This window comes from Bacillus sp. FJAT-28004 (genome assembly GCF_001280845.1).
Lineage (GTDB): Bacteria > Bacillota > Bacilli > Paenibacillales > Paenibacillaceae > Pristimantibacillus.
On record NZ_LGHP01000001.1, the window covers coordinates 4,018,329 to 4,038,851 of the forward strand.

The 20,523-nt window shown below is 45.3% G+C and carries 15 protein-coding genes; all 15 read left to right on the forward strand.

Annotation, left to right across the window (positions count from 1 at the left end; genetic code table 11):
- Positions 1-141 precede the first annotated feature (141 nt).
- The 15 genes from AC787_RS17590 to AC787_RS17660 all read left to right on the forward strand — a co-directional run bounded on the left by AC787_RS17590 (position 142) and on the right by AC787_RS17660 (position 20,437).
- A complete protein-coding gene (locus AC787_RS17590; protein ID WP_054025968.1) occupies positions 142-1,032 on the forward strand; it encodes an ABC transporter permease in 891 nt (296 codons plus the stop codon).
- An 18-nt stretch (positions 1,033-1,050) separates the two neighbouring features.
- On the forward strand, positions 1,051-1,938 hold the full coding sequence (locus AC787_RS17595; protein ID WP_054027119.1) for a carbohydrate ABC transporter permease: 888 nt from the start codon (positions 1,051-1,053) through the stop codon (positions 1,936-1,938).
- 31 nt (positions 1,939-1,969) lie between these two features.
- Positions 1,970-3,232, forward strand: coding sequence for a Gfo/Idh/MocA family protein (locus AC787_RS17600; protein WP_054025969.1), 1,263 nt, complete (start codon positions 1,970-1,972; stop codon positions 3,230-3,232).
- 15 nt (positions 3,233-3,247) lie between these two features.
- Complete coding sequence (locus tag AC787_RS17605; RefSeq protein ID WP_054025970.1) at positions 3,248-4,909, forward strand: DUF4091 domain-containing protein; 1,662 nt, start codon at positions 3,248-3,250, stop codon at positions 4,907-4,909.
- Between the two features lie 31 nt (positions 4,910-4,940).
- A complete protein-coding gene (locus AC787_RS17610; RefSeq protein WP_054025971.1) occupies positions 4,941-6,692 on the forward strand; it encodes a glycoside hydrolase family 35 protein in 1,752 nt (583 codons plus the stop codon).
- A gap of 373 nt (positions 6,693-7,065) precedes the next feature.
- Complete coding sequence (locus AC787_RS17615) at positions 7,066-8,829, forward strand: sensor histidine kinase (RefSeq protein ID WP_054025972.1); 1,764 nt, start codon at positions 7,066-7,068, stop codon at positions 8,827-8,829.
- A gap of 16 nt (positions 8,830-8,845) precedes the next feature.
- A complete protein-coding gene (locus AC787_RS17620) occupies positions 8,846-10,468 on the forward strand; it encodes a response regulator (RefSeq protein ID WP_054025973.1) in 1,623 nt (540 codons plus the stop codon).
- A 177-nt stretch (positions 10,469-10,645) separates the two neighbouring features.
- Positions 10,646-11,554, forward strand: a complete 909-nt coding sequence (locus tag AC787_RS17625) for an ABC transporter permease (RefSeq protein ID WP_082360810.1) — start codon at positions 10,646-10,648, stop codon at positions 11,552-11,554.
- A 15-nt stretch (positions 11,555-11,569) separates the two neighbouring features.
- A complete protein-coding gene (locus AC787_RS17630) occupies positions 11,570-12,475 on the forward strand; it encodes a carbohydrate ABC transporter permease (protein ID WP_054025974.1) in 906 nt (301 codons plus the stop codon).
- A 163-nt stretch (positions 12,476-12,638) separates the two neighbouring features.
- Positions 12,639-14,435 (forward strand): hypothetical protein, encoded by a 1,797-nt coding sequence (locus tag AC787_RS17635; RefSeq protein ID WP_054025975.1) that lies wholly within the window; start codon positions 12,639-12,641, stop codon positions 14,433-14,435.
- Between the two features lie 17 nt (positions 14,436-14,452).
- A complete protein-coding gene (locus AC787_RS17640) occupies positions 14,453-16,081 on the forward strand; it encodes a hypothetical protein (protein WP_054025976.1) in 1,629 nt (542 codons plus the stop codon).
- A gap of 211 nt (positions 16,082-16,292) precedes the next feature.
- Positions 16,293-16,940, forward strand: coding sequence for a 2OG-Fe(II) oxygenase (locus tag AC787_RS17645; RefSeq protein WP_054025977.1), 648 nt, complete (start codon positions 16,293-16,295; stop codon positions 16,938-16,940).
- Positions 16,941-17,289: 349 nt separating this feature from the next.
- A complete protein-coding gene (locus AC787_RS17650; protein ID WP_054025978.1) occupies positions 17,290-18,633 on the forward strand; it encodes an ABC transporter substrate-binding protein in 1,344 nt (447 codons plus the stop codon).
- Positions 18,634-18,714: 81 nt separating this feature from the next.
- Positions 18,715-19,566, forward strand: a complete 852-nt coding sequence (locus AC787_RS17655; RefSeq protein WP_054027121.1) for an ABC transporter permease subunit — start codon at positions 18,715-18,717, stop codon at positions 19,564-19,566.
- Positions 19,556-20,437 carry a carbohydrate ABC transporter permease gene (locus AC787_RS17660; RefSeq protein ID WP_082360813.1) on the forward strand — a complete coding sequence of 294 codons (882 nt, stop codon included), beginning with the start codon at positions 19,556-19,558 and terminating at the stop codon, positions 20,435-20,437. The genes AC787_RS17655 and AC787_RS17660 overlap by 11 nt, the downstream gene beginning before the upstream one ends.
- Positions 20,438-20,523: the final 86 nt, after the last annotated feature.

The window sequence follows — 20,523 nt, forward strand, 5'->3', positions numbered from 1 at the left end:
GCAGCTTTGACGGAGAAATATAAGCCCTTTATAAGCTAACAAACTTATAAATTCTTATATTTTAAAAAAGCGGGAGAGACGAGTCGAGGAGTCGACAACTCCTCCCGCTTTAAAATTTGCAGCTGGTTAGGAGGGTCATCTATGAGAACGCTGAAAAAAGAATATGTGCTTCATTTGATGCTAGTGCCTGGTGTTATCGCTACTTTGATCTATGCATACGGTCCTATGGCTGGTCTTGTCATGGCTTTTCAACAGTTTGAACCATTATCCGGTTTTTTTAAATCAGAATTCGTTGGCCTTGAGAATTTCCGTTATGTATTTGCTTTACCGGATTTCACTCAGGTGCTTTGGAATACAATCATTATCGCGATCTTCAAAATGGTCCTGTTTCTGCTTGTTCCACTCATTCTTGCGCTGTTGCTAAATGAGGTTACAAGAAAATGGTTTTCAGGCTTCATTCAGTCTGCCATCTTCCTTCCGTTCTTTCTGTCATGGACCGTGCTTGGCGGCGTCGTTATTGAATTATTTTCACTGAGCGGACCTATTAATGGCTTGTTAACCGAAATTGGATTTCAACCTATTATGTTTATGCTCGACAATGACTGGTTTAGAGGTATTATCATTGGCTCAGATGTCTGGAAAGGCATGGGCTACAATATGATTGTTATGCTCGCCGCCATTGTAGGCATAAATGCAACACTTTATGAAGCGGCAGAGGTTGATGGAGCAGGGAAATGGAAGCAAGTCATGCACATTACGCTTCCAGGCATTGCCCCAATTCTTATTTTGCTTGGCGTATTAAGTTTAGGCGGCATTCTCAATGCGGGTTTCGAACAAATTCTAATTATGTATAACCCGACTGTTTATGAAGGTGCAGATATCATTGATACATTCGTTTATCGACTAGGGATGTTTAGTCAACAATTCGGACCAGCAGCGGCAATTGGCCTCTTTAAATCGGTCATATCATTAGGGCTAGTATCCATTACCTACTATGCGGCTTACAAACTTAACAATTACAGAATATTCTAGGACGGAGGTAATACGGTGATACACAAACAATCCATCAGCAGAAAGCTATTTGTCGTGTTCAATACGTTGTTGTTAACTTCAATCACGTTGCTCGGTATTATCCCGTTTATTCATTTACTTTCTATTTCACTTAGCTCGAATACGGCAGCAATGGCAGGGGAAGTAAAGCTTTGGCCTGTTGGTTTCTCCTTGGATGCTTATCAATACTTGGGAGAGAAGGTAGAGTTCTTCCGTTCCCTAGGGGTTTCCGTTCAGCGGGTCGTGCTTGGGACAGCTGTCAATATGCTGCTTGTATTTATTACAGCTTTTCCACTCGCTAAATCAAATAATCAGTTTAAATTTAGAACCCCCTATGTATGGTTCTTTGCGATTACGATGTTTTTCGGCGGCGGATTAATTCCTACTTATATCATTGTAAAAAATACAGGCATCATTGATTCGATTTGGGCACTCGTTTTGCCAGGTGCTTTGAATGTTTGGAATATGGTGCTCATGCTGAATTTCTTCAGATCCATTCCGAGAGAACTGGATGAGGCAGCTACAATTGACGGTGCAGGACATTGGCGAGTGCTTTGGCAAATTTATTTGCCTGTATCGCTTCCTTCGATTGCAACTATTGGATTGTTCACGATTGTCGGGCATTGGAACTCTTGGTTCGACGGTATTCTTTATTTGAATTCACCGGAAAAGTATCCACTGCAAACTTATCTTTCTACATTAATTATGTCGATAAATGCCCAAATGTCTTCCATGTCTATCGAGCAGCTAAAAGTGATGGACAACTTAAGTGAGAAGACACTTCGAAATGCGCAAATTTTTATGGGTGCTTTGCCTATTATGCTCGTATATCCGTTCTTGCAAAAGTATTTTGTTAAAGGCATGACCGTAGGAAGTGTCAAGGAATAGATAGACTTATAACAACGAGGAGAGATCAGTCATGAAAAAAGTTACTGTTGCCATCATTGGAGCGGGATTACGGGGAGTCAACTATTTGGAGTATGCTCTTCAGCATCCAAATGAGCTGCAAGTTGTAGCCGTTGCTGAGCCGGTTGCTGAGCGCCGGGAGAGCTTCCAAGCTAGGCATCGTATTCCGGATCATATGTGTTTTGAGAACTGGGATGATTTTTTTGCAATGCCGAAGCTCGCGGATGCTGTACTCATTTGCACCCAAGATAAACAGCATTTTGATCCGACAATGAAAGCACTTGAGGCTGGCTATCATGTGCTGCTTGAGAAGCCGATGTCTCCGGATGCCAAAGAATGCTTGCTTATGGGAGAAAAGGCGTCTCAGTTAAACCGTGTGTTTTCGATTTGTCATGTGCTTCGGTATACGAATTTCTTTTCTACGATTAAGGGACTATTAGAAAATAAAACAATTGGTAATTTAATGTCTATCACTCATAATGAAAATGTAGGATTTTGGCATCAAGCACATAGTTTCGTGAGAGGAAATTGGAGCCGGAAAGAGGACTCCAGTCCAATGATTCTCGCGAAGTCCTGTCATGATTTAGACATTTTGCTCTGGTTGGCAGGCGCAGAATGTGTTCGTGTATCCTCCTTTGGATCGCTTTCTCATTTTACCTCCGATCAAGCGCCGGCTGGAGCGCCGCTGCGCTGCTTGGACGGTTGCCCAGTGGCAGATGATTGTCTCTACTATGCGCCTAAGCACTATTTAACAGAGGATACCAATTGGCCTACATCGGCAATTAGCGATGATTTGAGCTACAGTGCGCGCTATAAGGCGCTAGAGGAAGGCCCTTATGGCAGATGCGTCTATCATTGTGACAATGATGTCGTTGACCACCAGGTTGTAAATATGGAATTTGCTAATTCCGTCACGGTAGCATTTACGATGAGCGCATTTACTAGAGATGTCAGCCGTACAATTAAGCTTATGGGAACCAAAGGGGAAATCCGCGGTGCTATGGAGAAGAATGAAATTGAAGTGATTCATTTTGGCAGCGGCAAGGTTGAGCGGATCTCTTTTGAAGATATGGGAGGTCACGTTGGCCACGGCGGCGGCGATATGGGTTTGCTCAAAGATTTCTTAAAGCTGGTAAGAGAAGACGGCAAGAGTCAGGGCCTAACCTCGGCAAGTCAATCGGTCCAAAGCCATTTAATGGCTTTCGCGGCGGAGCAATCAAGAATGGATGGAAATAGTATTAATCTCAAAGATTTTGCAAAAAGCATCTTAGTATAATGAGGTGAAAGAGTAATGAATGAGCCAATCCATTTTGAGACGAAATTACTAAGCTCTTTGACAAAAGTATTCGCAGATGAGACGCCAACCGAACAAGCCTTTAACCGCGCATCTGCGCTTTTCGGCGAGACCTATTCATTCCAAGTCGCATACACTTCAGATACGCTCTTAAAAAATATAAATGTAAACATAGAATCATCCCTTGCAGACCGTATTTTGATTAGATCTGTTGGGCTTGTTCCTTCGGAGATGCCTTGTTTCCAAAATCCTGATGATAACGTTTTGCGTACGACACCGGGACTATATCCAGATCCGTTATATGAGCTGAATCAGCAATCCATTAGTGCGGTTCCCCAGCAATGGCGTTCCATTTGGGTGAGCGCATTGCTTGATGAATCTGTCTCTGCGGGTCTTCATTCCATTCAAATCACCTTCCTATCCGATGAAGGAGAGACTTTAGCGGTATCTGATGTATTTCAGTTGACTGTCATTCCCGCTGCATTACCTCCGCAAAAATTGATTCATACGGAATGGTTTCATGTGGATTGTATTGCGACGCAGTATGGTGTCGAAGTCTTTAGTGAAGCGCATTGGACACTTCTGGAACGCTATGTGGACTCGATGGTCAAGCATGGCATGAACATGATATTGACGCCACTATTTACACCGCCGCTCGATACCCTCATTGGAGGAGAACGTCCAACGGTTCAACTGGTGCAAGTTGATGTCCAGGGAGATCGGTATACATTTGGCTTTGATCAGCTTACGCGGTGGGTAACCATGTGTAGGAAGCTAGACGTGAAGTACTTTGAGTTTTCACACTTATTTACGCAATGGGGGGCAAAGTGTGCTCCAAAGATTATAGGAACGGTACAGGGAGAAGCGAAAAAGTTATTTGGCTGGGAGACGGATGCATCCTCAGAAGCTTATCGCAGCTTCTTGGATCAATTCCTGCCTAGTCTTGATCGATACCTGAAAGAAAATGGACTGGATCAGCAAAGCTGGTTCCATATTTCGGATGAGCCGGATCTCAGTCATTTGGAATCCTATCAAGCTGCAAGCGAAATTGTGCGTAAGCATTTATCTGATTACCCTATTATGGACGCGCTATCTGATTTGGATATGTATGAGCGGGGACTGGTGCAGAGACCGATTCCAGGAAACAATCATATCGAACCGTTCCTGGAGCATGGCGTTCCAGATTTATGGACCTATTATTGCTGTGCGCAGCATCAAGAAGTATCTAATCGTTTTTTTAACATGCCTTCTTCTAGAAACCGGATTATTGGACTTCAGTTGTATAAGTTTGGATTACAGGGTTTTCTGCATTGGGGCTTTAACTTCTGGTATTCGCAGTATTCCATAGATCAGAAGCTCGATCCCTATCGGTCAACGGATGCAAAGCTTGGATTTCCTTCGGGAGATTCCTACTTGGTTTATCCGGGTGAAGAGGGCCCAATTGAATCTATTCGCTTGGAAGTTCTCTATGAGGCGATGCAAGACTTACGCGCATTAGAGCTGCTTGAGCAGAAGATTGGCAAAGAACAGACGATAAAGCTATTGGAAGAGGGTTTAACAGAGCCATTAACGTTCTCTGTGTATCCGAAAGGCAGTGGAGAATGGTTGTTAGCGACAAGAGAGAGAATTAATCAGGCGTTAGCCAGTCATTATGCTTAATGATTTCATTATTTTATAAGGCGGGGATTAGATGACTACATTTAATTATTCAGGATCTTCATTTTATTATAATGATCAGCCCATACGCCTCCTTTCAGGAGCTATTCATTATTTTCGCACCGTACCCGAGCATTGGCAAGATCGTCTTGCAAAATTAAAAGCTTGCGGGCTTAATACCGTTGAAACGTATGTCCCATGGAATCTTCACGAACCGAAGAAGGGCCAATTTCATTTTGAAGGCATGGCAGATATCGTTCGTTTTATTGAGCTGGCTGGAGAGCTCGGGCTGCATGTGATTGTTCGGCCTGCGCCTTATATTTGTGCAGAATGGGAATTTGGCGGACTGCCTTCTTGGTTGCTGGCAGATTCGGATATGCGTCTCCGTTGCTACCATAAGCCGTTTCTAGATCATGTAGATGCTTATTATGATGTGCTGCTTCCGAAATTAAAACCACTCTTATGCACCAATGGCGGACCGATCATCGCGATGCAGGTCGAGAATGAATATGGAAGCTATAGCAATGACAAACGATATTTGATTCATCAAAAAGAAAGCATGATCGCTCGAGGAATGGACGTGCTGTTATTTACCTCGGATGGACCTGAAGATGCAATGCTGCAAGGCGGTATGATTGATGGTGTTCTGGCAACAGTGAATTTCGGTTCACGGGCAAAAGAAGCTTTTGAGAAGCTTAAAGAATATCAACCGGATGCGCCATTTATGTGTATGGAATATTGGAACGGTTGGTTTGATCATTGGGGTGAGGAGCATCATACCCGCCCAGCCGAGGATGTCGCAAATGTATTGGATGAAATGCTTCGTTTAAACGGCTCCGTAAATTTCTATATGTTCCATGGTGGAACGAACTTTGGCTTCTATAATGGAGCGAATGGTCATACAGCGGATAGCTATGAGCCGACGGTTACAAGTTATGATTATGATGCCCTGTTGAATGAATCCGGCGAACCGACAGCTAAATATTATGCCGTGCGCGATGTCATCTCCAAATATGTGGATTTAGGTGAATGTGAATTGCCAGCACCAATCGCTAAGAAAGCGTATGGACGGGTGGAAATGACCGAACAAGCGTCATTAACAGCTAATTTGGATCGTATTTCGACACCGATACATACCGCTTACCCGGAGACGATGGAGAAATTGGGTCAGGATTACGGATTTATCCACTATCGTACGTTTATAAGCGGACCTCGTCCTAAAGATCAGTTTTTCTTGCAAGACGTGCATGACCGTGCACAAGTTTTCCTTAACGGACAGCCGGCTGGTGTTCTGGATCGCGTCCATACAGACGTGAAAATAGAATTTGAAGTGCCTGCTGAAGGAGTAGAGGTCTCTTTACTTGTTGAGAATCTAGGCCGCGTAAATTACGGACCTTATATGAAAGACCGGAAAGGGATTACCGAAGGGGTACGTTTTGGACGTCAGTTCCTGTCGGATTGGACGACGTATACATTACCGCTAACGGACTTATCGGGTCTGGAATTCGGAGGCGTCTCGGAACAATTGGATCCAAGCTTCTTCCGAGGAAATTTAGTTGTGGATGAGCCATGTGATACATTTATTAGCTTGGAAGGATGGACCAAAGGGGTCGTGTTTATTAATGGCTTCAATTTGGGGCGTTATTGGAATATAGGACCGCAGAAAAGATTGTACGTGCCGGGACCTCTATTGCAACAAGGCGACAATGAAATTGTGATTTTTGAACTGCACGGAGCTTCCGATCATGCGGTAACTTTTGTTGATCAGCCTGATTTAGGGGCCTAAAATATAGGTTTTACAAATAAGCGTGCAACAGTACGTTGCAAAAAGACACCGATATAGGTGTCTTTTTTTGTATTTTCTCCCCATGGTTAATCATAATAAGATTAACATTTAAGCCATCCGCGTAAGAAATTAAATTACCGTTCATTAGAGAGATTATGTTTGATTTTCACTTAAGAATAACGGAGGATGGCACCATTCTTGCATCCCTTGATAACCATTCATTTTTGCATGAATACACCTAAGGGTAGCGCCTACTGGTTATTCCAAAATATTATAATTATAGGTAACAAAGTTGAGGTTTCGATGTTTTTATAGATGTGTTATGTTTCAATAAAGATTGTGTTGAACCCACAATGTTGAAAGGAGAAGGGATATGATCACTGGTTACTGGAACAGGGTTCGATTGCTGCAGAAGTTAATTTTGATCGTGATCTTATTTCTGATTTTTCCCGTTCTGATCATTGGGTACTATTTATTTTCGACCAGCATTCCCCTTGCGCAGAAGGAAAGCCGCGAGATGCTGGAGAAGGTTGCGTACCAGTTGAATGAGAACATCGAATATCGGATTGTTGGTTACCAAAATATATTGATGCAGCTTTCATTAGATTCCGGAATTACGACAACGCTTACACAACAATATCAATCGCTTCAGGAAGAAGTGATGGGCCTTCAACGGATCGACTCCACCGTCAGTCGCATCCGAACCTACTTCCCCATGAAAACCATTCAATTTTACAAAAGCAATTCAAGCCTGCATGAAGACGGAGGAACCGTCTTGAATATGGAAAGAGCGGAAACGAAGGACTGGTATCCGGCGATGGAGGACAAGGATCAGAATTTTTATTGGCATTTCGAATGGAAGGAGGATCATTCCGAGCCTTCGCTTCATATAAGCAAATGGCTCGTGGACTATTTGTTGAATGAGAAGTTCGGCATTATCCATGTTGAGGTGACGAACCGGGCGCTGTTCGATCAGATTACAAATCCGTTGGCCTTAAAGAAAGGTGGGTTCGTGGTAGCGGATGACAAGGGAAAGATTTTGGCTAATTATATGGATTATCAAGACGGTGGAGACATCAGCAAGCTTCCATATTTGAAGAAGGTGTACGAGGCGAATAATGGCTGGTATTCGACGAAAATTAACGGTATGCAGAGCATGGTCGTCTACGAAACAAACCGGCTGGGATGGAAGGTCATTACGATTGTGAGCCAAGAGGAATTTTGGAACAAGCTGCAGCTTGTTAAAAAAGCGGCCATATCGATCAGCATTCTGTTCGTGGTCCTGACGTTTTCCGTGCTCACCGGTTTCGGTTTACGTATTACCAAACGCCTCAATTCCCTCATTCGAAGCATGAGAGGAGTCCGCAGCGGTGACATGGGCCTTACCATAAAAGTGCATGGAAAAGATGAATTGGCCGATGTCGAAGAGGAATTCAATAATATGTCCATTCGGCTGGAAAAATCGCTGAGAGAAATATCTGAAGCCAGGAGCCGGGCCGAGACCGAAAAGTTAAAGCTGCTGCAGGCACAGATCAATCCTCATTTTCTCTACAACACGCTGGCGTTAGTCAAAAGCATGGCCATGGATGTAGGGTCTACCGAAATCAGTAGAACAGTGGATGCCCTCGCCAAATTTTTCAGACTGGCGCTGAATCGCGGCATCGACATGCTGACTTTAAGAGAGGAACTGGAGCATGTAAAGGCTTATCTGGATATACACGAATCGCGTTATCCTGGCAGGCTGATGACGGTATTCGACGTGGAGGAAGATGCGCTTTCGTGTGAAATAGTGAAAATTACCCTGCAGCCAATCGTGGAGAATGCTCTGCTTCATGCCTTCGTGCATACTGGAGGGAGAGGACGTCTCCAAATATCGGCGCGGCTGCAGAAAGATACGCTATGTATTTCAATTGCCGATAACGGTTCAGGCATGAAGCCCGAGCAGTTGCAGCATTTGTTAGATAACCCAAACGGCGCCATAGAGCATCAGGGCTTTGGACTCTATAACGTAAACGAGCGATTAAAGCGGCACTATGGAGAATCCTTTCGTTTAGTCATTCAAAGCGCGCCGGGAGATGGCACATCGGTTCAATTGTTCATTAAGCAAAAAGCCGGGCAAATGGCTCCGGCAGGTTGAAATGGAGGATACCCGGATGGAAATCAAAGTGTTCGTGGTGGATGACGAGGAACGGCAGCGGCGTTCCATTGTCAGACACGTCGATTGGAAGCGATACCATATGCGTGTAATCGGAGAATCGGAGGATGCTGCTCAGGCACTCGAATCAGCTAATCTGGATCCTCCCGATTTGCTGATTACGGATATTCGCCTGCTGGGTACGGACGGTCTCGAGCTGTCCTCCCGCATGAAAAGGATTAATCCCCGTATTCACATCATCATGGTGACAGGTTTTGAAGAGTTCGAATATGCCAAGACGGCGCTTGATATCGGCGTGGATGCATTTCTGGTCAAACCGATTATTTTTGACGAATTAAATGCCGTGCTGGAGCGGATCTATCAAACGGAATGGATGGGACAGTCGAAAAGCATTGAAGAAATGCATTTGAAAGAGCAGCTTGACGTCTTCAAGCCCATTGCGCAGGAACAGTTTCTTCAAGAGGTTATTCACGGTCTTATTGTTGGTGAAGACGTGGTACGGGCTCGCGCGGGCGCCTTTGGCATGTTTGCGCATAAGGGATTGCGGCGCGTCTTGCTCCTCATTATCGACATGGAATCGGCATCGCCTCTTCCGAAGGAAGAGCAGGTTCGGCGCGTCAAGGGCATACTCGCTGAATCGGCGGCGACCGCCCGCGGTTCGCTGCTCGAGGAACAGACGACGACGCAGCGGGGAAACATTGTTCTCATCCTGCAGGATCGCGAGGGCGAGGATTTCGAACTTGCAACGGAGTCGTTCATCGAGCGGCTCTGCCTGGACGCTGGGAGAATGGATTCCTGTAAAGTTAGCATCGGGATCGGACCGTCCGTGAAGGCGCTGAGTCAATTAAGCGAGAGCTTCCGGCTGGCACAAATATCGGTCAATCAAAGACTGCTTGGCGGGGATGAGCGTACGTTTAGCTGGAAGCTGTTGATGAAGCAGGAAATCAGGCCGGAGAAGAACATGGAAGTGCTGATCGGCGATTTTTTTGAAGTGCTTGGCGCAGGAGACAGTCAGAACAGTCTGAGCCTGCTGGGTGAGATCCTGAGCAGCATCTCCGGGAATATTCAGATTCAAGGCTCCAAGCTGAGAAGCTTATGTCTGCAGCTTATCAGCGGCGCCTATCGTACAGCGGCAGAAATCGGCGACGCAAACCGTTGCTTAGGCCCGGAGGAAATGCTATGGGAACAAGTCCTCGATTGCTGGGAAGAACCAGAGCTGCTGCCGGAGACGGTGAAAATTATCAACGGGATATGCGATTTTATAGCAGCAAGAAAAAAAAGCCATACCCAGATCGTAGTTCAGAAAGCGCTCAAGTACATGAACGAGCACTATAGGGAAAACCTATCTCTTCGTTCGGTCGCGGAGTCGGTCTACTTGAGCCCCAATTATTTGGGGGCATTATTTAGAACGGAGCTCGGGGTTTCCTTTACCGATCAGCTCATTCAAATCCGGATCCAGAAGGCCAAGGAAATGCTGCAGCAATCGCATCTTAAGCTGTATGAGGTTGCGGAAGGCGTCGGTTATCAAAACATCGGCTATTTTACCGGGTTATTTAAACGAATTACGGGCCTTAGCCCCAAGGAGTATCGGTCATTTCTCGGGTTTTCGACTCCTGACTGATTCGATTTTCAGAGCGATGCATACATTGTGCATCGCTCCATTTCTTTTAGTGGAACTTGAAAGCATGAAAGTGCCTGAGCAACAGTAATCGTGCATTAGGATTATTGTAAGCGCTTTAGCGATGCTCTATATTCAGTTATAAGCACTACAAAAGGAAAAGAAAGGAGATAAGGCCATTTGAACCGTTTATGGATGCTAAAACAGAAGGGTTACCTCCCGTTATATGTCTTTATACTGCCGGGCATCGCACTTATCGTTCTGTTCAACTATATTCCGATGTTGGGGCTGCAAATTGCTTTTCGCGATTATAACTTCAGCGACGGGATTTGGAGGAGTCCGTGGATCGGTTTGCAGAATTTCAAGGAGTTTGTAGCGAGCACTGATTTTTGGAGAGCGACCGGAAACACCTTATTGCTAACCTTTCTCAGGCTGCTTTTTGTTTTTCCGACGACAATCATCGTCGCCCTGCTTATTAATGAGGTCCGATCTTTTCGATTCAAGCGTGTCGTTCAATCGCTTAGCTATCTCCCGCATTTTATTTCCTGGATCGTAGTCGTCGGATTTCTCGACGCCTTCTTGTCAATCGACGGCGGCGGCGCGAACTCGTTGCTGCGCAGCTTCGGCATGCAGGCGATTGCGTTTATGGGCTCGGAGACGTGGTTCCGTCCCATATTTATTCTCAGCAGCATGTGGAAGGAAGTGGGCTGGGGTACCATTTTATATTTGGCCGCCATTTCCAGCATCAATCCGGTGCTTTACGAGGCCGCGGTCATGGACGGAGCTGGACGTTTCGCCCAAATGCGCTATGTAACGCTGCCCAGCATCGTCCCGATTATATCCATCGTCCTGATATTGACAGTTCCAGGATTGCTTAGCGTAGGGATCGACCAAATTTACGCGATGATCAACCCAGCAAACATTGGCGTGGCGGAGGTCATTGATACGTATGTCTTGCGGCTCGGCATCGGGCAGGCCCAATATTCCCAGACAACCGCCATTGGGCTTGTGATGAGCGTCATCGCAACCGTGCTGCTCGTGCTGAGCAATATTATTTCCAAACGTATCGGCGGCGACAGCTTATGGTAGAAGGAAGGTGAGAGTATGAGACGTTCCACGCTGGGAGACCGTACATTTTCAATCGGAAATACATTAGTTCTTTCCGTGTTGGCATTTTTTTGCATCTATCCGCTGTGGTATATCTTGGTTCTATCTATAAACGAAGGAATGGATGCGAGCTTAGGCGGTATTTACTGGTGGCCACGGGTATTCACGCTGGACAACTACCGGGTTATGCTGTCCGACGATACGATTATCAACGCCTTCTGGATAACGGTAGAACGTACCGTCATAGGCACATTCGGTTCCTTGTTGATCACTTCTTTGGTAGCCTATGCCCTATCTCGCAAAGAACTGCCGGGCAGACAGGCACTGTTGTTCATTTTTCTATTCGTCATGCTATTCAGCGGCGGGCTCATACCCTACTATATTCAATTAATTCACCTGGGGCTGATTAACAATTTTTGGGTGTATGTTATTCCTTCTCTGTTCAGCATTTGGAACTTGTTCGTGATGAAAACCTCCTTCCAAAGCAACATTCCGGAAAGCGTGGTAGAGTCGGTCAAGCTTGACGGAGGAGGCTACACTCGGATTTATTTCCACATCGTGCTGCCCTTTTCGATGCCCTTATTCGCGGCGCTGGGCTTGTTTACGGCCGTGGGTCACTGGAACGACTGGTTTACAGGCGCCTTTTTCATCAACGATATCAATCTGCAGCCGCTTCCCACTTATTTGCAGCGTATGATGAGCACGATCGAAGCCAGCCAAATGATCAGCGCCAGCCAGATGACGACCCTCAATCAAACCAGGCTGTACAATCCGGACGCTATTACACCCAAGTCAGTCCGAATGGCGACCATTATGATTACGATATTGCCGATTTTATTCGTCTACCCGTTCGTTCAACGTTATTTTGTGAAGGGTGTGCTGATCGGTTCCGTAAAAGAGTAGCTTTTGTCTGTGCAGCAAAAGAACGACAGAGCGCGCTGTGAGAGAAAGGATTCTCTTATCCTGTTCGGCCGTCAGCGCTCCGATGTTCGCTTGATGACATAGAAAAGATCCGTGTACGAAGTCTGTATATCCGCAAGGCATTTTTAATAAGGGGGTTTCCGTTATGATTAATGGATGGAGGATCAGCGTAAAAACGGTTCTTACCGTAACGCTGGCAGCTGCACTGGTCGCAGGCTGCACAAACAAGGACAACGAGATCAAGCCGACAAACGGGGAAACTGGTAAAAACTCAGGCTCTGCTGCAGTCACGGAACAACTTACGCATTACAATTTGTATGCACCCGCAATGACGACACCAATCAATTTGGACGGACCGATTACACAAGAAGTCATGAAGAGGTCGGGTGTCAATTGGGATAAAGTTGAGATCGGAAACGGCGGCGACTTATCCCAGCAGATCAACCTTAAGCTCGTCGCCGGGGGGTTCCCCGACGCCATTATTTTGCCATCGGACAGTCTCATATGGTCGCATCTAATTAGCGAGAAGAAGCTGCTTTCGCTCGATGATTACTTCAACAATCCTGAAGAGTACCCAAATTTGGCTAAAATCGACAAACGAATTATTGATTACTGGCGCGCGAGCGACGGACACATCTACTTCGTGCCGTCCGCATACGAGCCGGTAATTGATGTGCCGTCCGCCTGGCAGGGCAATGCGCAGGGTCTGTGGGTTCAAAATACGCTCTTGGAAAAAGCAGGAATGACAAGCGAAGATCTGCGGACGGTAGATGGATTCGAGAAATACCTTAACGCCATCAAAGGCATGAAGGACGAAAAGGGACGCGACATTATTCCGCTGTCGCTTGGCGGTGAAAACTTTAACGGCCTGGAGATTGTCATGTCGATGTTCGGCGTTCGAAGCTTGGACAATGGCTTCAACGAGCAAGCGGACGGCACGGTTATTCCAGACTACGAGCTGCCCGGCTTCAAACAGGCGCTTCAATGGCTGAATCATCTTTATCTGAACGGCCTGCTGGATCCGGAGACGGCGTTCCAGAAGAAGGATTTGTTCAAGGAGAAAGTAAACAATCTACGCTTTGGTGCGATGCTGTTTGGCGGATGGGACAATCCTAACGTGACAACGCTTAAAAACAAAAACATTCCCGAGGCGATCACTTACAATGAACTTGAAAAGCAGGGCTTCCCTGAGGGATGGTTCTACCCAACGTCTCTACCGACCAATCCCGGTGTGAAATTGGCCCAATATGCCAACTACAATCCGTTCGGGACTAACGGCACGGGAATCAGCGCGAACGTCAAGGACCCGGATTGGCTGATGAAAGGCATCGACTGGATGCAGACTGATGAGGCATTCATTCTTATGGAGTATGGCACAGAGGAAATGGGCGCCTATAAGCTCGAGGATGGTGCCGCCGTCGAAAACTACGATGTATTCCGGGGACCTAAGTTCTGGGGTGGAGACAACGGAGGAATGGCAAGCGTCACACAATACGGTTTCTGGTGGTGGAAAAACCTCGGAAGTGTCGGCAGCTCGCATATTAAAACAATGGAATCGCCATGGCCGGCGTACAACGCCATGCTCTATGAAGCCGAGGAAATCAATCATGAGCAGGGAACGTTCGGACTTACGCCTAAAGCAACGCGCATCAAGCCGACCATCGGAGGCGCGGTGGAGAAATACAGCCCTGTACAGAGCGACATTCGTCTGAAATATTATGCGAAGATGCTGCTCGCGAAAAACGATAAAGACTTTGAAACGACTTATAACCAATTTTTGAATGAGATGAAGGTTCGTGGTCACGATGAGGAGACCATCGCCGAGTTCAAGAAGGAATACGAGGCTTACAGCGAAACGCCGGCAGGCAAAATTACGGTCGAAATTAAGAAGACGCTCCCTCGCAACGTCTATAGCGACAAGCCGGTTATTATCGGGGAGTAAACATTGGAGAGTGACTTATGAATCAAGCTGCACCGGTCTATCCGAATCGTGTCAATATTATTAACTTTATTCGCGGCGTGGAGCCGAGAGAGCCGATTGATCTGATCGAGCCTTTACATGAGCAGCTGGCGCTCGTGCAAAAGCACGGGCTGCCGGCAACCTGGCTGCTCCAGTATGATGCACTGATTAATCCAGACTTCACCGACCTGCTTCTTCGTGAGGCGAACGCTTCGCAAGAGATCGGCGTTTGGTTTGAGATCGTGCAGCCGCTGGCAGAAAAAGCGGGCATCCCTTGGAGAGGGCGCTTCTCCTGGGACTCGCATGCGCATATTGCATTCTCCGTTGGGTATACGCCGCAGGAACGGGAACGGCTAGCAGATGTGATCATGGAGGATTTCCGCGACAAATTCGGCTACTACCCGCAGTCGGTGGGTTCCTGGTTCATGGATGCGCATGTGCTTGCCTATTTTTCCGACCGCTATAATATTACCGCTTCTTGCAATTGCAAGGATCAGTGGGGAACGGATGGCTATACGATCTGGGGAGGCTATTACAATCAAGCCTACTACCCGAGCCGCTTAAACGGCTTTATGCCAGCACAAACCGAGGAATGTCAAATACCGGTTCCCGTCTTCCGTATGCTGGGGAGCGATCCAATCTACCAATACGATGCCCGGCTTGGTAGCAATGGACAGAGCGTTATTACCTTGGAGCCTGTTTATTCAGGAGATGAAGGCGGAGGCGGCATTCCGGAATGGGTGAGATGGTTCTTTGACGTCAATTTCCGTCAGGAGCAGGTTTCGTTTGGCTATGCGCAAGTCGGTCAGGAGAATTCCTTCGGTTGGCCATTGATGAAGAATGGCCTGATTGATCAAGTCGAATTGCTTGCAAGCAAGCAAGCGGAAGGGGTATTGAGAGTCGAATCGCTGGCGGAATCAGGCCGATGGTTCAAGAGCCAATATCCTCTCACGCCGGCCTCCTCGCTTTGTGCACTTACGGATTGGAGGAAGGAAGGCCATCAATCCGTGTGGTATTACAACCGCTTTTACCGATTCAACCTTTTGAATAATGACGGCGAGCTCTGGATTCGCGACATTCACCTTTTCGACGAGCGCTATGTGGAGCGGTACTTACAGGAGGCATGTCCAGATAAGAATAGTCACTATGATACGCTGCCAGTCGTGGACAGTGCCCGCTGGAGTGATAGCCGCACATCAGCCGGACTTCGTCCCGTCGCCTATGATGAAGAAGGGAATGCGGTAACGCTGGTTGTCCGTTCGTTAGAAACGGACGAATCCGTGCCTGGGGAACTTTCGATTCTGATTCGGCTGGAGGGCGAGGATACCTTCCGCATACGCTGCTCGGAGCAGCGTATTACCTTCTCAGCAAGCAGGCCGGATTGGGGGCTTTACTTGACATGGGGCGAATCTTCCGAGTTGCCGGAGATGAAGTTTGGACCGAGCGCGATCGAATATGTGTTTAATGGTCACCCGTATCGGGTTCAGTTGAGCGGCGCGCAGCCGTCATCCTGTGTCACGCATGAGAAGTCCGCTCCCTCTAACGAGATTATTCAAGCCAGTTTTTCCGCCGCTGCGGACGGCATCACGTTTCGCGCAGTTGAGCGTGAACTAACCCTGAATTTTTAAACCAGTGTTAGTTCAGCACAACTTAATATAAGAATACATTTTTTTAGAAACCCGGTAGCCCATTTGGTTACTGGGTTTCTCTTGTTTTCCTATCCTATTTTAGGATTACAGATAGTTTGTATATTTTTACTTTTCTGAAATTAAAAGAGTAAACGATTTCATTCTATGGTATCGTTTATGGTGGATGTCATAACATAGGGGCTGTATAAGGATGATAGGGGATTCGAAAGAGAAAGAGCGGACGATATTTGATCATACTGGAAATACGATCAAGACAGAAGATCGAGAGATTCGAATTCTTGCCAAGTATGATGAACCACTGGTCGTTGTACTAGGAAATGTGCTTAGCGATGAGGAATGCGATGAGCTAATTAAACATTCTAGGGAACAATTGCAACGTTCAAAAATAGGCGGAGATCGTGCAGTCAATCAAATTAGAACGAGCAGCGGAGTGTTCCCTGAAGAGAATGAGATGACGACTAGAATCGAGAAGCGATTTTCTCAAATTATGAATATTCCTATCAAACATGGTGATGGCTTGCAAGTTCTGCTGTATACCCCTGGCCAAGAGTATCAACCTCATTATGATTTCTTCGCAGAAACGAGTCGAGCAAGTGCCAACAATCGAATTAGTACGCTCGTGATGTATTTGAATGATGTGGAGGAAGGCGGAGAAACGTCGTTTCCCATGCTTAATTTTTCTGTTTCTCCTAACAAAGGTATGGCGGTCTACTTCGAATACTTTTACAGTAATCATGAATTAAACGATTTCACCTTGCATGCTGGTACACCAGTGATCAAAGGGGAAAAGTGGGTTGCAACGATGTGGATGAGAAGACAAGCTTTACGATTATCCTAAATGTAAGATTGGTGTGATCTTCGGACAGGGGTTCAAATCCTCTCACCTCCACCATGTAAACTCCGACCGCAAGAGGTCGGGGTTTTTCTGTGTTTTGTTCTATATAAATGATATACCTTTCATGAATATTCCCTATTTTACATAATTTTAACATCACACTAACAATCTATTGATAGTTGGGATATATACTCATTTTAGATGAATAAGGTTCGGACAAGTGAAGCTTGGGTGGAGATGATGAGAAAACCCTAAATTCGCAGTCTATAGAATAGATATTCTAATTCGGGCTGTGGATTTAGGCTTTTTGTCATGTCCTTTTTTCATCATAGAAAAACTTGGAGGTAGGATTATGTTGAAAAAAAGTTTCAGTAAAGGATTATTTCTACTCATTACATTTATGCTGATTGTGTCAGGGTGCGGATCAGCAAACAACAGCACAACAGACAGCGCTGGTAGTGGTAATGTGAAGCAGGATGCTAAGGAAACAGCAACACCAGATGAAAAAGTTGCTTTAACGTTTGCAGCATTTGGTAGTGATGAGGAGCTCGCGATCTATCAAAAGGCGATTGACTCATTTGAAAGTTTAAATCCAAGTATCAAGGTTGAGCTAAAGTCTTTCCCTCGTGCAGAATATAATCAAAAAATGCTGACTGAGCTAGCAGGTAATAATGCAGCTGATGTGTTCTATATAAAACCTGAGACGTTGGCTAAAATGCGAGATAGTAATTCTCTTTTGGACTTGTCAGTTTATTTAGCTAGTACAGAAAGTTATGTAAAGGCAACAGATTTTCCAGCAGGCTTCTGGGGTGGCGCAAAGGTAAACGAACAAATTTATGGCGTAGCCGTGGATGTTAATCCAATGGTGATTTACTATAATACTGCTATTTTTGAGGAGTTAGGCTTGAAGTCTCCACAGGAATACTACAATGAAGGCAACTGGAGTTGGGCTACGTTTAAAGAGCTAAGTAAGAAAGTAGTGGAATCAGGCAAGAAGGGTTATACGCTTGATACATACTGGGCTACTGTTCATAGCTGGATCTTCTCTAACGGTGGTCGTGTATTTGATGATAACGGTAAATATGTGCTGGATACGAATAATGAAGCTCAGGAGGCCCTTACTTTCCTTGAGAGTTTAATTAAGGACGAAGCCGCAATCTTTACAGGTACGTTGACGGAGGGTATATCTACTGAATCGTTGATGATGTCCAATCAGCTTGCATTTAATGCTTCTGGACGCTGGATAACACCAACCTTTATCACAAATAAATTTACTACTTTCGACTATATTCCATTCCCTACGAAAACAGGTGAAAAGCTTGAAGAAGTTGCAACAACGATTGCATTTCTAGGGGTTAATGCAAAAACCAAGCATGCTAATGAAGCGATGAAATTCCTATCGTACTATGTTTCTGCTGAAAGTCAAAAAACTCGTCTAGCAGGTGGTAATGCCGTGCCTTCAATAAATGGAGCAGAGTCTCTGATCGAAGAAGCTACGGTACCTGCTCATGCAAGCCATTTACTTGATATGCGTAAAATTTCATTCGCACCAAGTGGACCGCAAATGAACGAATACAATTATTCTGGTCTAGATGCAGAAATGAAAGCAGCATACGAACTACTGTTTACAGGGAAGAAAAATGTATCTGAAACAATAGAAACGATTTCTGGAAAAGTAAATGAAATGATGAAATAGATGGAAGGGAAGGGGCTTGTCCCCTTCTTGCTTTCTCGCTGTTTACAAGGGGGAGATTACTTGCATTTTCGTAATAGAAAAATGTGGGGCTATCTATTCATACTCCCTCAGGTTATCGGATTGATTGTATTTCATATCATTCCCTTAATTTGGGCTGGATATATTAGCTTCACAGATTTTGATGGCTTTGGACGTAATAACTTTATTGCTTTTGACAACTACTACAGTCTATTTAAGGATGATGAGCTGTGGGGTTCCTTGCGCAACACAGCTTATTACGCCCTACTAACCGTAGGGATCGGTGTAACAACAGCCTTACTTGTTGCGCTTGCTCTTAATGTAATGAAGGGTAAGAGGTTCTATCGCGTGTTCTATTTTATGCCGGTTATTACAAGCACCATTTCGATGGGTGTCATTTGGGTGTGGATGCTGAACGGGGAACTTGGCATTATCAATTATGTATTATCTGTTATTGGCATTGAGGGTCCAAGCTGGTTAATTGATGAGCGCTGGGTCATTCCCTCCATCGCATTAGTCGGTATTTGGGCTACGCTGGGTAAGGATATGATCATTTTTTTGGCAGGTTTACAAGGAATATCTAAGAGCTACTACGAAGCATCCGAAATTGATGGAGCCTCGGGATTTAAGCAGTTTTGGCATGTTACATTACCATTATTATCGCCTACAACGCTATTTGTCACGATTTTGGCGCTTATTAATTCTATTCAGGTATTCGATCAGCCCTATGTTATGACAGGTGGCGGTCCTGGTAAGAGCAGCTATACTCTCGTTTATCTCATCTATAATCAAGCTTTTGTTGAATTTAATATGGGACGAGCTTCAGCCGTTGCGATGATTCTGTTTGCTGTTATATTAATCATTACACTAATTCAATTTGTTGCTTCAAAAAGGTGGGTGCATTATGAATCTTAATCGAAATGAGCTGAATATCTCAGCTGTGCCTAGCCAAAAACGTAGGCTTATTCGAAACTTACCCACTCTATTCTTGCATATTGTTATGGCAATAGGTGCTTTGCTTATGATCTTGCCATTTATATGGACCTTAAGCAATTCATTTAAATCAATGGCAGAGATGTTTGCCTATCCGCCAGTACTATTACCTGAGAAACTGCTATTCAAAAATTATTTGGATTCCTTGACCGCTATGCCCTTTGACTTAGCCTATTGGAATAGTACCTACATTACCATTGCAATCGTACTTATTCAGCTTTTGACATGTACATTGGCAGCCTACGCATTTGCTAGAATCCAGTTTCGAGGACGCGAGTTTATCTTTATAGCCATTTTAGCGATGTTGATGGTACCGCATCAGGTTACAATGATTCCAACTTATCTCATCATTAGTAAGCTAGGGTGGCTTGATACACATTGGGCATTGATTATTCCCAACTCCATTTTCTGGGCTTTTGGTGTATTTATGATGCGTCAGTTTATGATGGGAATTCCTGCAGAGCTGGAGGAAGCGGCTATGGTAGATGGTGCATCTCCACCGCGAATTTACGCACAAATCATGCTGCCACTTGTAAGACCTGCACTAGCTGCGTTAACTATTTTCTCCTTTCTAAGCAATTGGAACGCTTTTCTTTATCCGCTGCTCTATCTTAGTGATCGTAGCCTGTTCACTGTGCCGCTATTGCTTAATGCCTTTAAAGGGCAATATAGCACAAACTGGTCACTTGTTATGGCAGGTACAATGATTTCAGTAATTCCTGTTTTGCTTGTCTATCTGATTGCTCAAAAGCACATTATTGAGGGAATTGCTATGACAGGTATTAAAGCGTAAGAAAGATTAATCATTAGTTTGCGTTTGGGAAACTCCATAAAATTATTTGTTACGCTTATATATAATGACCTGAATGGATAGGAGAG

What these genes read in the sequence shown, in the direction of transcription:
- AC787_RS17590 (WP_054025968.1), top strand. Translation starts at nt 142, where the DNA reads ATGAGAACGCTGAAAAAAGAATATGTGCTTCATTTGATGCTAGTGCCT.
- AC787_RS17600 (WP_054025969.1), top strand. Translation starts at nt 1,970, where the DNA reads ATGAAAAAAGTTACTGTTGCCATCATTGGAGCGGGATTACGGGGAGTC.
- AC787_RS17605 (WP_054025970.1), top strand. Translation starts at nt 3,248, where the DNA reads ATGAATGAGCCAATCCATTTTGAGACGAAATTACTAAGCTCTTTGACA.
- AC787_RS17610 (WP_054025971.1), top strand. Translation starts at nt 4,941, where the DNA reads ATGACTACATTTAATTATTCAGGATCTTCATTTTATTATAATGATCAG.
- AC787_RS17615 (WP_054025972.1), top strand. Translation starts at nt 7,066, where the DNA reads ATGATCACTGGTTACTGGAACAGGGTTCGATTGCTGCAGAAGTTAATT.
- AC787_RS17620 (WP_054025973.1), top strand. Translation starts at nt 8,846, where the DNA reads ATGGAAATCAAAGTGTTCGTGGTGGATGACGAGGAACGGCAGCGGCGT.
- AC787_RS17630 (WP_054025974.1), top strand. Translation starts at nt 11,570, where the DNA reads ATGAGACGTTCCACGCTGGGAGACCGTACATTTTCAATCGGAAATACA.
- AC787_RS17635 (WP_054025975.1), top strand. Translation starts at nt 12,639, where the DNA reads ATGATTAATGGATGGAGGATCAGCGTAAAAACGGTTCTTACCGTAACG.
- AC787_RS17640 (WP_054025976.1), top strand. Translation starts at nt 14,453, where the DNA reads ATGAATCAAGCTGCACCGGTCTATCCGAATCGTGTCAATATTATTAAC.
- AC787_RS17645 (WP_054025977.1), top strand. Translation starts at nt 16,293, where the DNA reads ATGATAGGGGATTCGAAAGAGAAAGAGCGGACGATATTTGATCATACT.
- AC787_RS17650 (WP_054025978.1), top strand. Translation starts at nt 17,290, where the DNA reads ATGTTGAAAAAAAGTTTCAGTAAAGGATTATTTCTACTCATTACATTT.
- AC787_RS17655 (WP_054027121.1), top strand. Translation starts at nt 18,715, where the DNA reads ATGTGGGGCTATCTATTCATACTCCCTCAGGTTATCGGATTGATTGTA.
- AC787_RS17660 (WP_082360813.1), top strand. Translation starts at nt 19,556, where the DNA reads ATGAATCTTAATCGAAATGAGCTGAATATCTCAGCTGTGCCTAGCCAA.